Origin of the sequence: Massilia sp. UYP32 (assembly GCF_050434365.1) — a bacterium.
Classification (GTDB): Bacteria; Pseudomonadota; Gammaproteobacteria; order Burkholderiales; family Burkholderiaceae_D; genus Telluria; species Telluria timonae.
On sequence record NZ_JBNDIK010000006.1, the window covers coordinates 159,724 to 173,807 of the forward strand.

16 protein-coding genes are annotated in these 14,084 nt (G+C 66.3%); 8 read left to right on the top strand and 8 right to left on the bottom strand.

The features are described 5' to 3' along the window. Positions 1 to 62: 62 nt before the first annotated feature. The 4 genes from ABIB42_RS06665 to ABIB42_RS06680 all read right to left on the bottom strand — a co-directional run bounded on the left by ABIB42_RS06665 (position 63) and on the right by ABIB42_RS06680 (position 1,465). Positions 63 to 323: a hypothetical protein gene (locus ABIB42_RS06665; RefSeq protein ID WP_005670796.1), complete on the bottom strand. Its 261-nt coding sequence runs from the start codon at positions 321 to 323 to the stop codon at positions 63 to 65. An 85-nt stretch (positions 324 to 408) separates the two neighbouring features. Continuing rightward, entirely contained in the window at positions 409 to 678 is a 270-nt protein-coding gene (locus ABIB42_RS06670; RefSeq protein ID WP_219864142.1) for a DUF5985 family protein, read from the bottom strand. A 4-nt stretch (positions 679 to 682) separates the two neighbouring features. Beyond that, positions 683 to 943: a DUF5985 family protein gene (locus ABIB42_RS06675; protein WP_184236155.1), complete on the bottom strand. Its 261-nt coding sequence runs from the start codon at positions 941 to 943 to the stop codon at positions 683 to 685. Positions 944 to 1,072: 129 nt separating this feature from the next. Continuing rightward, the gene (locus ABIB42_RS06680; RefSeq protein WP_184236157.1) at positions 1,073 to 1,465 is read right to left on the bottom strand and encodes a hypothetical protein; all 393 of its coding nucleotides are present in this window, start codon (positions 1,463 to 1,465) and stop codon (positions 1,073 to 1,075) included. Between the two features lie 205 nt (positions 1,466 to 1,670). Between ABIB42_RS06680 and ABIB42_RS06685 the strand changes: the two genes are divergently transcribed. From ABIB42_RS06685 to ABIB42_RS06695, 3 genes are all read left to right on the top strand, one after another. Then, the gene (locus tag ABIB42_RS06685; RefSeq protein ID WP_184236160.1) at positions 1,671 to 2,459 is read left to right on the top strand and encodes a DNA/RNA non-specific endonuclease; all 789 of its coding nucleotides are present in this window, start codon (positions 1,671 to 1,673) and stop codon (positions 2,457 to 2,459) included. Positions 2,460 to 2,468: 9 nt separating this feature from the next. Then, positions 2,469 to 2,732: a hypothetical protein gene (locus ABIB42_RS06690; RefSeq protein ID WP_071362752.1), complete on the top strand. Its 264-nt coding sequence runs from the start codon at positions 2,469 to 2,471 to the stop codon at positions 2,730 to 2,732. Between the two features lie 250 nt (positions 2,733 to 2,982). Then, positions 2,983 to 5,040 (top strand): hypothetical protein, encoded by a 2,058-nt coding sequence (locus ABIB42_RS06695; RefSeq protein ID WP_429248109.1) that lies wholly within the window; start codon positions 2,983 to 2,985, stop codon positions 5,038 to 5,040. 75 nt (positions 5,041 to 5,115) lie between these two features. Here ABIB42_RS06695 and ABIB42_RS06700 read toward each other — a convergent pair whose 3' ends face one another. The 4 genes from ABIB42_RS06700 to ABIB42_RS06715 form a co-directional block, all read right to left on the bottom strand. Further along, positions 5,116 to 7,482, bottom strand: coding sequence for a M16 family metallopeptidase (locus ABIB42_RS06700; protein WP_429248110.1), 2,367 nt, complete (start codon positions 7,480 to 7,482; stop codon positions 5,116 to 5,118). A 60-nt stretch (positions 7,483 to 7,542) separates the two neighbouring features. Then, positions 7,543 to 7,965, bottom strand: coding sequence for a M16 family metallopeptidase (locus tag ABIB42_RS06705; RefSeq protein WP_429248111.1), 423 nt, complete (start codon positions 7,963 to 7,965; stop codon positions 7,543 to 7,545). Between the two features lie 78 nt (positions 7,966 to 8,043). Beyond that, on the bottom strand, positions 8,044 to 9,018 hold the full coding sequence (locus ABIB42_RS06710; RefSeq protein WP_229520430.1) for a sensor domain-containing diguanylate cyclase: 975 nt from the start codon (positions 9,016 to 9,018) through the stop codon (positions 8,044 to 8,046). A 142-nt stretch (positions 9,019 to 9,160) separates the two neighbouring features. Continuing rightward, complete coding sequence (locus ABIB42_RS06715) at positions 9,161 to 10,204, bottom strand: hypothetical protein (protein ID WP_429248112.1); 1,044 nt, start codon at positions 10,202 to 10,204, stop codon at positions 9,161 to 9,163. 172 nt (positions 10,205 to 10,376) lie between these two features. Between ABIB42_RS06715 and queE the strand changes: the two genes are divergently transcribed. From queE to ldcA, 5 genes are all read left to right on the top strand, one after another. Next, positions 10,377 to 11,012: a 7-carboxy-7-deazaguanine synthase gene (gene queE, locus ABIB42_RS06720; protein WP_005670815.1), complete on the top strand. Its 636-nt coding sequence runs from the start codon at positions 10,377 to 10,379 to the stop codon at positions 11,010 to 11,012. 15 nt (positions 11,013 to 11,027) lie between these two features. Next, positions 11,028 to 11,471, top strand: a complete 444-nt coding sequence (gene queD / locus ABIB42_RS06725; RefSeq protein WP_005670817.1) for a 6-carboxytetrahydropterin synthase QueD — start codon at positions 11,028 to 11,030, stop codon at positions 11,469 to 11,471. After that, positions 11,471 to 11,995, top strand: a complete 525-nt coding sequence (tadA, locus tag ABIB42_RS06730; protein WP_184236539.1) for a tRNA adenosine(34) deaminase TadA — start codon at positions 11,471 to 11,473, stop codon at positions 11,993 to 11,995. Before queD ends, tadA begins: the two co-directional genes overlap by 1 nt. Before the next feature lie 176 nt (positions 11,996 to 12,171). Beyond that, the gene (locus ABIB42_RS06735; protein ID WP_429248113.1) at positions 12,172 to 13,101 is read left to right on the top strand and encodes an alpha/beta hydrolase; all 930 of its coding nucleotides are present in this window, start codon (positions 12,172 to 12,174) and stop codon (positions 13,099 to 13,101) included. Next, complete coding sequence (gene ldcA, locus ABIB42_RS06740; protein WP_273028746.1) at positions 13,098 to 14,015, top strand: muramoyltetrapeptide carboxypeptidase; 918 nt, start codon at positions 13,098 to 13,100, stop codon at positions 14,013 to 14,015. The genes ABIB42_RS06735 and ldcA overlap by 4 nt, the downstream gene beginning before the upstream one ends. Positions 14,016 to 14,084 lie beyond the last annotated feature (69 nt).

The window sequence follows — 14,084 nt, forward strand, 5'->3', positions numbered from 1 at the left end:
CTAAGTGTGTCGCCGGGCCATGTCAACGATTTTGCGCTTTTTCGGTGCGCCGGCGCCCCCTGTCAGGATTTGTCCGGCACCTGCTGCGAGGGCACCGGCGTGCGCAGCGCCTCGGGAACGGCGTCGGCGATGCCCTGCGACGGCGCCTGGCCGATGCGGCGCGCCTCGTCGGAATGCTGGTCGAGGTTCACTTCTTCGGCCACGTCGAAGCGGCCGTCTTCGGCGCCTTCGTCGCCCGGCAACAGGTTGTCGGAACGGTTGTCCTGGCCTCCGGCGGGAACCGGAACGTCCTGCTTGCGGTCAGAGTGATCGGGAGCGCTCATGTGGACCTCCATGAAATGGTAGACATGGTCCGATTATGGCGCAGCGCCCCTGCGCCGGGCGCACGCGAGCGTGGCGTGCGGGCGCTCACGGGCCCCGCTTTTTGCGCGGCAGATTCTTTTCCAGGATGGCCCACAAGATCAAGCCATAGGCCAATAACCGGATCAGGTAGTGCAGCGGCGAATCCTCGCCGCCGCCGTCGCGCAATACCGCATACACGCGGTGCAGCCCTTCGATCGCGAATGACAGGGCGAAATACAGGAAGAAACGGTCGCCGCTGGCGCGCCAGAAGCGCAAGAAGAACAGGGCGATGGTGATGGAAGCCATGGCGATCGCGCCGGCCAGCAGATGGGTCATCGCCTCAGTCCTTTTCGTAGATCAGGCCGTACAGCAGGAGCAGGCAGGCCACCAGCGCGCTGGCCAGACGCCACCACAGCAAGTCGACCTGGGTCGGGAACACGACCTTGTCCAACAACAGCAACAAATTATTCAAGGTCATGCCCGTGAAGCAGGCGCCGCTCCAGAACACGAGGCGGTGGCGCGTGCGCCGGTAGCTGGCGAACAGCAGCACGGCGCACGTCAGCGAGGTCAGCATGCAAAGGGTGTAGATCACTTCGCCCATATATCACATCGTCCCGAAGGTATGCTCATTATTCTTGTCGGCGCCTGGCGCCCGCTCATTGCGTCTGATTTTATGTCTGACTATTGCGTCTAGTGTATTGCATACAGCCCAGCTGGCCACGTCTTCCGCTCATTCGTCCTTGCGTAGTCGGAAGGCGTCGGCAAACTGCTGGGCCTGACGCTCGAGGCTGGAGTGGATCAGGTGGGTGACCTCCACCAGGTGCCGGCCATACAGCTCGGCCAGGCGATCGATCCGCTCGCGCAGGGCGTCGCTCACGGGCTCGTAGCGATAACAGTGGGCGGCCGGCGGATCGCAGGGCTGCGCGATGCCCGCCTTGCATAAATCGGACAGCAGCTGGCCCGCCACGCGCTCACGGATATAGAGCCGGCTGGCCAGCATGGCGCTTTCCCACTGCTGGGTGGGGTCGGCGCGCAGCAGCAGCAAGGCTTCCAGGAAGGGCACGGAAGGAACGCTCGTCAGGACGAAACGGCGTAGGTCTTCCGGGATTGGCGGGTGGGTCATTCGTGGCGAACTTGTTTCCCAAATGGAAAATCTTATTGAGAAAGCGTTAATTTTAAAACATTCCGTGAGGAATTGCTCATGCAATCGTGCGCACCCCGTGCGCAGTGTCATGGGTATCGTCGCGCGCGCCGATCGATGCAAAGTTAATGCTCGGGAGCACCTGCTCAGCTAAAATGCCCGCTTTCTTCACCATTGCCGTTCAATCATGCTTCGCTCCACCCTGGGCAGACTTCTTGTCCGCCTCGCCGTCGCCGGCGCCTTGCTGTCCGCCGGCGCGGCGCAGGCCGACAGCTGTCCCGTCCACTACCTCGACGGCCGCGCGCCCGAGATCCACAACCAGAAACTGGCGAAATCCACGCGCGAGCTGTGCTACGGCGTGTTCGGCGTCATGCATTCGGGCGTGACCCGCACGCCGCTGTGGTCGGCCGAGTACGTGCGCGCCGATAACCTCAAGCGGGCCCAGGGCCTGGACCGCGACGACAAGTTCCACGCCGAAGGGCGCCTGCCGCGCGGCCAGCGCGCCGAGCTGTCAGACTACGCGCGCAGCGGTTTCGATCGCGGCCACCTGGCGCCGAACGCCAATATGCCCGACCGCCGCACCCAGCGCGAGAGCTTTTCGCTGGCCAATATGGTCCCGCAAGACCGCGACCACAACCGCCACATCTGGGCGCCGATCGAGGGCGCGGTGCGCACCATGGCGAAGAAGGAAGGGGAGCTGTACGTGATCACCGGCCCGGCCTTCCTCGGCGCCAGCCTGAAAAAGGTCGGCAACGTCATCGTGCCGAGCCATCTGTACAAGGTGGTGTACAGTCCGCGCCAGAAGCTGGCGGCGGCCTGGTTCACCGAAAACCGCGCCGATGCGCCGATCAATGTGGTTCCGGTCGCCGAGCTGGAGCGCATCGTCGGCATCGAACTGCTGCCGTCCCTGTCGGCAAAGCAGAAAGAACGCATGCTGCGCCTGCCCAAGATCAAGCAGCGCAAGAACCGATCGTAAAGGAACGCCATGAGCAAGAAGAAACCGACCTCCTTCACCCCGTTCGCCAACGAAGCCGACGTCGCCGGCATCGGCGACCTGATGCTGGAAAACCGCGTCGACCGCATCACGATCTCGGGCGACGTCGACCTGACCGCCGACGTGCCCGGGCTGGACAAGGCGCGCCGCCTGCACGCGCTGCTGGGCGAGATCGTGGCCGCGCTCGAGGCGCGCGATCTGCCGGACGCGCTGCCGCCGCCCGAGGTCAAGACCATCGACAACCCGTTCGCCTGAGCACGGCGCACCGGCTCCGGTGCGCTATCCATGCCGGGCGCCCGCCCGGCGTTCCTCCCCCTGTCGTCCTGCGCCTACGTGCTCATCCGTAGGTGGTCCGACGCCGCATTTCGCCTTGTTCTGACATGATCTTTCCAACGGTCAATGGTGTGCGAGCCCCATCAGTATTGGAGTAATCTTGACAACAAAGCGCAAACGAGCGGCAGTCTCGTCGCCGGCGCCAGTACCACCATTTTTCGGAGGAACGACCATGCAACATACCCTTGTCGCGGTGTTCGACAACCGCACCGATGCGCAGAACGCCATGAACGAACTGCTGTCGTCGGGCTTTACCCGTACCGACGTCCGCCTGTCCAACGCCGACCCGACCGGTCAGACCGACAGCGTGTCCGGCCGTTCCGACCTCGACACCGAACGCAGCGCGGACGGTGACACCGGCATCACCGCCAGCATCAAGAATTTCTTCAGCGACCTGTTTGGTTCGGATAATGCGGAACATGTGAGCCGCTACGAAGGCGCCGTCACCCGTGGCCACCACGTGCTGACCGTGGTCGCCGCCTCGCTGCCGGAAGTCGAGCGCGCGGCCGACATCGTCGAACGCTACGGCCCGACCGACATCGACGAGAACGCCACCGGAACCCCGGACATCGCAGCGGGCGGCATCAGCGCCGGCGCCATGCGCATGGGCAGCAGCGCCGGCATGCAGCAATCGTCGTCGATGTCGGCCCAGTCGGGTACGCTCGGCAATGCGCAGGCGGCCTCGACGCCCAAACTCGACAATCCGGGCGACCGCGCGCTGTTCCAGCAAGGCTCCCTGAACCAGGGCCAGACCGTCGGCGGCACCCACCAGGAATCGCTGGGCAGCAACGGCCTGACCGCCACCGGCGGCACCTCGCTGCAAAGCTCGACGCTGCGCGACGACCCGCTGCAGAATGCGCCGCTCGACGGCAGCCAGCAGGGCGGCCTGGCGGCCGGCAGCGCGCAGCTGGACAACGACCGCATCGCCGCCCAGGGTTCGAACCTGGGCAACACCGCATCGGCCGGCAGCACCTCGTCCATCCAGGGCTCTGCCCTGGAAGGGTCGATCCGCAGCGACTCGCTGCAGCGTGACACCCAGACCGGCTCGCTGGCGAGCGGCAGCGCCAGCCTGGACAAGCAGCGCAGCGGCGTGCGCATCTTCTCGCGCGGCCAGTCGGACGCCGCCCTGGGCCTGGGCGGCAGCGCCGGTTCGGCCTCGAGCACCATGGGTTCGTACGACGACGATACCTACTATCGCAACCATTTCAACACCACCTACGGCGCCACCGGCGCGTCCTACGACGACTACCTGCCGGCCTACAGCTACGGCAGCGAAGCCGCGCGCAGCGGCCGCTACACCAACCGCGCCTGGGACGACATCGAAACCGACCTGCGCAGCGACTGGGACAGCCGCCACGCCACCGGCGGCGAGCCATCGACCTGGGAAAAGATGAAGGCCGCGGTGCGCCACGGCTGGGAACGCATGACCCGCGACGATGACGACGACCAGTACCGCAGCCACTACGACAGCACCTATGCGAGCAGCGGCACGAAGTTCGAGGAACTGAAGCCGGCCTACGCCTATGGCAGCGAGATGCGCCGCAGCGAGATGTATCGTAACCAGCCATGGGACGACGTCGAGGGCACCCTGCGCACCGGCTGGGACAACCGCATCGACGGCACCCGCGACTTCAGCACCACCGGCAGCGACACCAGCGAACCGTCGACCTGGGATCGCGTCAAGAACGCCGTCCGCCACGGCTGGGACCGCATGACGGACGACAACGACGATGACGTCTACTACCGCAACCACTGGAACTCGACCTACGGCGCCGCCGGCGGCTCGTACGACGAGTACCGCCCGGCCTACAGCTACGGTTCGGAAATGGCGCGCAACGACCAGTACCGCGGCCGCAGCTGGGACGCGGTCGAGACCGACCTGCGCAGCGACTGGGATCGCCGCTATCCGGGTGAGCAATCAACCTGGGACAAGATGAAGTCCGCCGTGCGTCGCGGCTGGGACCGCATGACCGACGGCGATAACGACGCCTACTACCGCAACCACTGGAACTCGGTGTATGGCGCCACCGGCGAGGCCTATGACGAATACCGTCCGGCCTACAGCTACGGCTCGGAAATGGCGCTCAACGACAAGTACCGCGGCCGTCCGTGGAACGACGTCGAGACCGACCTGCGCAGCGACTGGGATACCCGCTATCCGGCCGACCAGTCGACCTGGGAAAAGATGAAATCGGCCGTGCGTCACGGCTGGGATCGCATGATGCGTTAAGCCCGCACCTCGGGAAATGAACGCGGCGCCCTCGGGCGCCGCTTTTCATGGCACTACACCTGTTGCTCTACCGGTTCACCTGGCGAACACCTGCGCCGCCGGCGTGATGGTCACCGCCTCCGGCCTGATGTTCAGCTTCATCGAGCCGATCTGCTGGTCCTCGTCCAGCAAGGCCTGCGGCTTGTTGGCGTCGTACTTGATCGGCGAGAAGGCGTCGCTCACCAGCGCCTGTTTCAGGCCGGCCGCATCCTTGGTGATGATCACCACCGACAGGTTCCTGGCCGACAGGTGCTTCTTGATGGCCGTATTGACGTCGGCCGCGCTCAGCTTCGACAGGGCGTCGCGCATCATCGCGGTGAAGTCCGGCGTGCCGTACCACTGCGAATCGAGCGCATAACCCAGCTGCTGGTCCTGGGTCGCGGTCATCACGAACACGTTCTTCAGCAGATAGTCGCGGGTGGTCTCGAAGTCGGCCTGGCTGATGCCCCCATCGACCATCTTGCCCAGTTCGTGCAGCGCCACGCGCAGCGCGAAGTGGCCGTTCTGCGGCGCCACCGGGCGGATCCAGACCTCGAACAGCTGCGCCTTGCGGCCCAGGTTGGGGTTCGGGAAGAACTGGAACATCCCGCGCGGGAAGGCTTCGATATACGCGTAGTCGCCATAGTTCATGCCGCGCTCTTCGCGGATGCGCTGGTACAGGTGGGCGCTCGAGGAGCGGTGTTCGCCGAACCAGGTCTTGGCCAGCCACAGGGCGGCGAAGTCCGGGTGCTTGCGCGTGACTTCGAGCGGCAGGCCGAACGAGATCGCGGTGGCGCGCGTGTTCTTCTCGACGATCTCCACTTCCAGGCCATTCGGCATGCGGCCTTTCGGCACGCCCGTCACGGGGAGGCCCGCGCCTTGCGGCAGGCGCGCCAGCTGCGCCTTGAGCGAGGCCGTCATCGCTTCCGACACGTCGCCCGAGATGCCGACCTTCACCGCGCCCCGGGTATACGCCTTGGCGTAGAAGGCCTTCACGTCATCCAGGGTGATGGCGTCGATGCCGGCGACGGTGCCGAGCACAGGATGACCGTAGCCGGTGCCGGCGAACACATTCGCTTGCAGCCGCTCTTTGCCGAATTCCTCTTCGTTGTTGTCCTTCAGGTCCAGCACCAGCGCGTTGCGCTGGGCGTCCTTCAGGCGCCGGAAATCTTCCTCGCGAAAGCCCGGGTCCACCAGCAGGGGCATGGCGATGCCGAGGAATTGGTCCCAGTTGTCCTTGTGGATGGTGCCGGTGAAGGTCGTCATCTCCTTGTCGGTCTGCTCGGTGAAGCTGCCGGCCATCGGGAACAGCGACTTGGTCACCTCGTCGATCTTGCGCTCGCGCGAACCGCTCGCCGCCACCATCGCGGCGGTGAGGGCGGCCAGGCCTTCCTTGCCCTTCGGGTCGTGGCTCGATCCGGCGGCGAACAGCAGCTTGAAGCGGATCTGCGGCAAGGCCGACTTCTGCACCAGCACGTCGAACTTCGCATCGACCGCCTGCGGCGCGAACGATGCCAGCTTCGGCAACGCTTCGATGCCCTTCGGCAGCGCCTCATGCGACAGGGTGATGACCACCATGCTGTCGTCGACCAGGTATTTGCGGGCGGCGGCCTGCAGGTCGGCCGGCGTCAAGCTGTCGATCGCGCGGTAGTACCCGTTCAGGGTGCCGTAGGAGCGCTCGAAATGCACGTAGGACGCCAGCGTCGAGGCGATCGCCTCGGTGTTGTCGAGCGAGCGGATCAGGCCATACTTCTGGGCCGACTTGGCCGCTTCCAGCTCCTGGCTGCTGACCGGTTCGTCGCGCAGCTTCGCCACCGTCTGCAGGATGGCGTCGCGCACCATCAATGCGTCGGCTGGATTCTTCACGCGCGCGCCGATGGTGGCCAGGGTCGGATCGACCCGGTTCGGGGTGAAGTCGAACAGCTGGTCGACCTTTTGCTCGTCCTGCACCAGGCGCTTGTACAGCGGCGAGGTGCGCCCGAACGACAGCGACAGCGCCATCGACAGCGCCGCCTGCTCCTTCTGCCGGGCGACGAAGCTCGGGGCGCGCCAGGCGACCGTCACCAGCGGCAGGGTCGGGGTCTGCCAGGCCACGTGGCGGTACTGGGCGCCGCGCGGCGCGGGTTCGACCGGCACGTTCGAGGTGAAGGCGCCGCGCTTCCAACCGGCCCAGTATTTCTCGACCATGGCGATCGCCTTCGACGGTTCGACGTCGCCGGCGATGATGATGGTGGTCTTTTCGGGACGATACCAGCGGTCGAAGAAGACCTTCGAGTAATCGTACTGGTTGGGCATGTCCTCGATGTCCTTGAGGAAGCCCATCGTGGTGTGCTTGTAGGTGTGGGTGGTGTAGGCGGCGTCGCGCTGCACCTCGAACAGCTTCGACATCGGGTTCGCGCTGTTCTTGTTGTATTCGCCCAGCACGGCGCGCGATTCGGTCTTGAAGGCCGCGATCGGATACGACAGGTGCTGGAAGCGGTCGGCCTAGACCTTCAGCACCGTTTCCAGGTCCTGCTTGGCGAAGGTGGTGTAGTAATTGGTGAGATCGTCGCTGGTATACGCGTTCTGGCGCGCGCCGGCCTTCGTGATCACTTCCTGGTATTTCTCCGGCGGGTAAGTCGGCGTCCCGCGGAACATCATGTGCTCGAAGAAGTGGGCGAAGCCCGACTTGCCCGGTTCGACTTCGTTGCGCGATCCGGTCTGCACCGGGATGTGCACCGAGACCAGGTTGGGGAAGCCGGTCGGCACCACGATGACCTTCAGGCCGTTGGGAAGCAGTTTTTCGGTTGCCTTGAAGGGCAGCACGTCACCACCGGTGGCGGCCGGGGCGGCATGGACGGCGCCCGCCACCAGCACGCCGGAAATCAATGTCGCGAGCGTGGTGCGCGACAGGGTCGATTGAAACACAATGTCTCCTTGGGAAATAGACAATCGCGAAGGATAGTCTATCCACCAAGGAATGAACAGCCGTAGGGAAGCTTGTCTTTACGCCGCTTCCGTCATCGGCAGGCTGATGCGGTTGCGCCCCAGGTGCTTGGCGCGGTACAGGGCGGCGTCGGCGATCGCGACCAGCTGGCTGGCATGGTTGTCCGGCCCGGCGATCGCGGTGGCGGCGCCGATCGACACCGTCACGTGGCCGGCGGCGAAGCGGCACGGCAGTTGCAGCTGTTCGACCCGGCAGCGGATGCGCTCGGCCACGATAGCCGCCCCTTTCAGCGACTGGTTGGGCAGGATCACGGCGAACTCCTCGCCGCCGTAGCGCGCCACCAGGTCGTTGGCCCGCATCTCGCTGGCGACGGCGCGCGCCACCCGCTTCAGGCATTCGTCGCCGCCCAGGTGGCCATGGGCATCGTTATAGGCCTTGAAATTGTCGACGTCGACCATCAGCAGCGACAGCGGCTGCATCTGGCGCAGCGCGCGCGTCCATTCCGCATGCAGGGTGTCGTCGAAGCAGCGCCGGTTGGCCAGGCCGGTCAAGCCGTCGCGCGTGGCCAGCTGTTCGAGCGCGATCTGCGCCATCTTGGCGTCGGTGAGGTCGCGCAGGGTCTCGACCACCGCCGACAGCTGGCCCCTGGCATTGAAGATCGGGCTGGCGTCGGCCGCCAGGTAGCGGCGCCGGCCGGCGCGCGGCATGTCGCACCAGCTCTCGATCGACAGCGGACCGGGACAATGGCCCTCCACGCCAGGGGGCGGCCGGACCTCGTCGCGCCGGCCCTTGAGCACCAGGTCGGCCAGGGTGGGGCGCTGGATCTCGTAGAAACTGCGCCAGTGGTCGCCGGTGCCGAGCACTTCCGGCGCCGGCACACCGGTCAGCTCCTCGCAGGCGCGGTTCCAGATCATGACGCGGGCGTCGGTGCCCAGCACGAAGACCGGCACCGACAGGCTTTCCATCAATTGCCCCACGAATGCCACGTCCTGGACCAGGGCTGTCGGGCCTGTGCCGGTGCTGGGTGCGCTCATGAGCCGTCCTCTGTGGTTGCGGTGTCGGAGAGCGACAACCGGTGAGTTGCCGCTAGGGACCGATTCTGCAACCTGCGCAGGATCGCGCCATTGATTTTCAGCAAGGACAATGGCGAGGTGGCATTTTGCAACGCTGGGCGCGTCAGGCAACCTTCGCCATGATGGCAGGCGCGCCCAGCGCCGGGTCGTGGACCGGATCATGGAGGGAGTTGCGTAGTGGATCTTGCACCACACTGCGCACCGGCACCGAGAGCAAGCAGCGGGCGCGCCGCTCGCCGGTGGCGACCATGCGCAGCACGCCGCCCATGGCGCGGATGTGCTCGACCAGCTCGGCGGGCAGGGCGGCGACGTCGTCCACCGAGCCGGCGCAGCCGTCGATCTCGAGGCCGAGCGTGCTGGCCCCTTCGAGCAGCCGCACATGCAGCTCGCATTTCTGCTCACGCTCGTGCCCGCGCTCCTGCGCATCACCGCCATGTCCGACCCTGCGCGCGGCGCCGGCCAGCACGTCCTGCAGCACGCGGAACACGGCCAGGCGCGCCGCGCGGTCCTGGCCGGCGCGCGAACTCGGATCGACGCCGGCCTCGAAGCGGTAGCGCAGGCCGTGGCGGTGCGCATGCTCGGCCAGGCAGCGCTCCAGCGCCTGGCGCAGGCGGTCTTCCGGATGGGCGCCGCGCAGGCCGCCGGCGACGGCGCGCACCGCCTGGATGGCGCCGTCGATGCCGGCCAGCGCGCGGTCGACGCGGGCCAGCAGGAGCGGCGCGGGCGTCGCCTGGGCGCAGTCGCGCAGGCTCGCCATGTCGTCGCGCAGGCTCGACAAGCGGCGGCCCAGCTCGGCCTGCAACTCGCTGCCGATCCGGGTCCGCTCGCCTTCGCGCACGCCTTCGTGCTGGCGCACCAGGCGGCACAGCACGTCGTGGTTGTCGGCCAGCGCCTGGTCGGCCTGGCAGCGCGCCTCGCGCTCGGCCTCGAGCTGGTGCTGCAGCGCGCGCGCCCGTTCATCGCTGGTGACGCTGCGGCGCAGGCCGATATAGGCCAGGACCAGGGCGGCCAGCGTGACCATGATGCTGGCCAGCACTTCCGGCGCCGCGCTGCGCCAGGGCAGCGGCACCAGCGCATGCGCGTTGCCGGCCTCGGCGCGGTGAGCAAGCAAGCACATCGACACTAGGAGAACCGAAGACTTTTTCATGAGTCGCCCTCTTACCGGATTCGGAAGATTCCGTAGGACCATACCGCCGTCCTGCTGTAGGAATATTGTTTCTTCTCAAGCAGCTGTTATGCGACACGTTTTGTGGAACGGCAGCAACCGCAGCGTCACGGCGCCCGGCGCGCTATAATGGAAGGTTGACGAGAGGCTTACCGTGACTTACAGCATCAAAGAGATCTTCTACACCTTGCAGGGCGAGGGCGCCCATGCGGGGCGGCCGGCCGTGTTTTGCCGGTTTTCCGGCTGCAACCTCTGGACCGGGCGCGAAGCCGACCGCTCGAGCTCCGTGTGCCAGTTCTGCGATACCGATTTCGTCGGCACCGATGGCGAACGCGGCGGCAAGTTCAAGGAAGCGGACCTGCTGGCGGCCGAGATCGACAGCCTGTGGCCAGCCACTTATCCGGCCAGCAAATACGTGGTGTTCACCGGCGGCGAACCGCTGCTGCAACTCGACCGTCCCCTGATCGACGCCATGCATGCGCGCGGCTTCACCATCGCCATCGAGACCAACGGCACCCTGCCGGTGCCGGAAGGCGTGGACTGGATCTGCGTCAGCCCCAAGATGGGCTCGACCCTGGCGGTGCATAAAGGCAGCGAGATCAAGGTCGTCATCCCGCAGGTCGGGCAAGACCTGGCCGCCTATGAAGGGCTCGATTTCGAGCATTTCTATGTGCAGGCGATGGACGGCCCGCTGGCCGCCCGCAACCTCCAGCTGGCGATCGAGACCTGCCGCGCCAACCCGAAATGGAAGCTCAGCCTCCAGACCCATAAACTTCTTCAGATTCCTTAAAGATCCACACGCAGCATGTTGACCATTACCCGCAAGCTTGAATTCGATGCCGGACACCGGATTCCCGACCACAAGAGCCAGTGCCGCAACCTGCACGGGCACCGCTATACCCTTGAGATTACTCTGACGGGCCAGGTGATCGATTCCGACGGCAATTCCGACAACGGCATGATCATGGATTTTTCCGACGTCAAGGCCCTGGCTAAGCAGCACCTGGTCGACGTGTGGGATCACGCCTTCATCGTGTACGAAAAGGATGACAAGGTGCGTGAGTTCCTGGCATCGCTGCCGGACCACAAGACGATCGTGATCGACCGCATCCCGACCGTCGAGAACCTGGCCCAGGTGGCGTTCGACATCCTGAAGGCCGTGTTCATCGACCGCTACGGCACGGGCCTCCGCCTGCACAAGCTGGTGCTGCACGAAACCCCGAACTGCTGGGCCGAGATCACGGAATGATGCCGGATTCGACCCTCCAGGCCACCGAGAACGCGTCGCCGGATGCGGCGGCCGGGCGCTATATGGGGCTGGCCCTGGCCCAGGCGCAATTGGCCTGGGACCGGGGCGAGGTGCCGGTCGGCGCGGTCGTGGTCAAGGATGGCGAGGTCATCGCGACCGGCTTCAACCAGCCGATCAGCGGCCACGACCCGACCGCCCATGCCGAGATCGTCGCCTTGCGCGCCGCCGCCGAAAAGCTGGGCAATTACCGGCTCCCGGGCTGCGAGCTGTACGTGACGCTGGAACCCTGCATCATGTGCTCGGGGGCGATGATGCATGCGCGCCTGGCCAAGGTGGTGTACGCGGCGCTGGACCCCAAGACCGGCGCCTGCGGCTCGGTCGTCGATCTGTTCGCCGAAGACAGGCTGAACCACCACACCGCGGTGGTCGGCGGCGTCATGGCCGAGGAGGCGAGCGCCTTGCTCAAGGCCTTTTTCGTGGAACGCCGCAACGCGGCGCGCAAGCCCGCCGCCATCCAGGGCTGAGCGGGGAGGATGCTCCCCCAGCCGCATTCCGTCAGGCGGAGCGCCATCCGCGCCAATTAGCTGTTATGCTGTTTTCAAGTCGCCATGACGGCACGGCCGTCCGACCCTAGGGATGTGAACTACGAACAGCATCGGCGCCAGGCTGGCGCCACATTACGCGCTCCTGACCTGCCGTCATGCCCACCCTCCACGCCAATGGCCTGCGCGTCGCCTTCGACACCGCGGGTGACCCCAAAGCCGCGCCGCTGCTCCTGATCCACGGCCTCGGCATGCAGCTGACCAACTGGCCCGACGACTTCGTCGAAGGCCTTGTCGAGCTCGGCTTTTACGTGATCCGCTTCGACCACCGCGACTGCGGCCTGTCGACCAGGTTCGAACAGGCCGGCACGCCGAACCTCACGCTGGCGCGCATCAAGGCCGCCCTCGGCTGGCCGCTGCGCTCGCCCTATGGCATCGACGACATGGCGGCCGACGCCCTCGGCGTGCTGTCGGCGCTGGGCGTGGCCCGGGCCCACCTGGTCGGCGTGTCCGCGCTGGGCGGCATGATCGCCCAGCAACTGGCGGCGCGCCACCCGCAGCGGGTGCTGAGCCTGACCTCGATCATGTCCACCAGCGGCCGGCGCGGCCTGCCTGGGCCGGGCGCGGCGGTGCGCAAGGCGCTGGCCAGCCATCCCGCCGATCCAACCGATCTCGACAGCGTCATCGAGCACGCCGTCGGGCTGCTGCGGCTGCTCGGCAGCCCGTCCTATCCGACCCCGGACCGGCAGCTGCGCAAGCGCGTCACGCGCTCCATGCGACGCTGCTATTGCCCAAGCGGCAGTGCGCGCCAGATGCTGGCGCTGCTTGCCGCCGGCGACCGCAGCGCGCTGCTGCCGGCGATCTCGGCGCCGACCCTCGTCATCCACGGCGCCGCCGATCCGCTGCTGCCCGTGGCCTGCGGCCGCGACGTGGCACGCCACATCGATGGCGCGCGGCTCGAGATCATCGAAGGGATGGGCCACGACCTGCCGCCCCAGCTGGTCGAGCGCATCCTTGCCTTGATCGACTCCCATGCGCGGGGTAAGATGTTGCCAGATTCAACACCCCGGCTCTTCGTCAAACAGTGATCACTTCCCGTCCCGGCATCGCCATCGTGGCGCCAGCCGGCTGCATTCCCGAGCCATCGGCGCTCGAACGCGCCATCGCGCGCCTCGAAGGGCAGGGCTTCCTGGTGCGTAATTACTACGACCACAGCTGCACCCACCAGCGCTTCGGCGGCACCGATGACGCACGCCTGGAACAATTGCACGCCGCCGTGGCCGATCCAGGCGTGCACCTCATCATTGCCCTGCGCGGCGGCTATGGCATCAGCCGCCTGCTGCCGCGCATCGATTTCGAGGCGATCGCCGCCAGCGGCAAGATCGTGGTCGGCTTTTCCGACCTGACGGCCCTGCACATGGGCCTGATGGCGAAGGCGGGCGGCCTGAGCTATGCCGGGCCGATGATCGCGGGCGACTTCGGTGCGCTCGAACCGGTCGCGTTCACGCTCGACGATTTCTGGGCCTGCCTGGCCGGGCCCACGCACACCATCAGCGAGCGCGCTTCCGGCAATCCGGAGATCGACGTGCGCGGCGCCGTCTGGGGCGGCAACCTGGCCATGATCGGCGCCATGGTCGGCACGCCGTATTTTCCGCGCATCGACGGCGGCATCCTGTGGCTCGAAGACATCGCCGAACATCCGTACCGCATCGAGCGCTTGCTGCTGCAATTGATGCAGGCCGGCGTGCTCGAGCGCCAGCAGGCGGTGGTGCTGGGCGACTTTTCGGGCTATCGCCTGGGGCCGATGGACAACGGCTACGACTTCGACGCCATGCTGGCCTATTTGCGCCAGACGCTGCCGCTGCCGGTATTGACGGGCCTCTCCTTCGGCCACATCGAGCGCCGCGTCACCATTCCGTTCGGCGCCCAGGGTCACCTGGTGTCCGATGCCGACGGCTTCCGCCTGACCTTGTCCGACTATCCGACCCTGCGCCGCATCTGATCCGCGCGCCACTGTCCGGAATCCACCCTTATTCGCCTGGCAAGGCGCAGAATGGTAGAATAGCCGGTT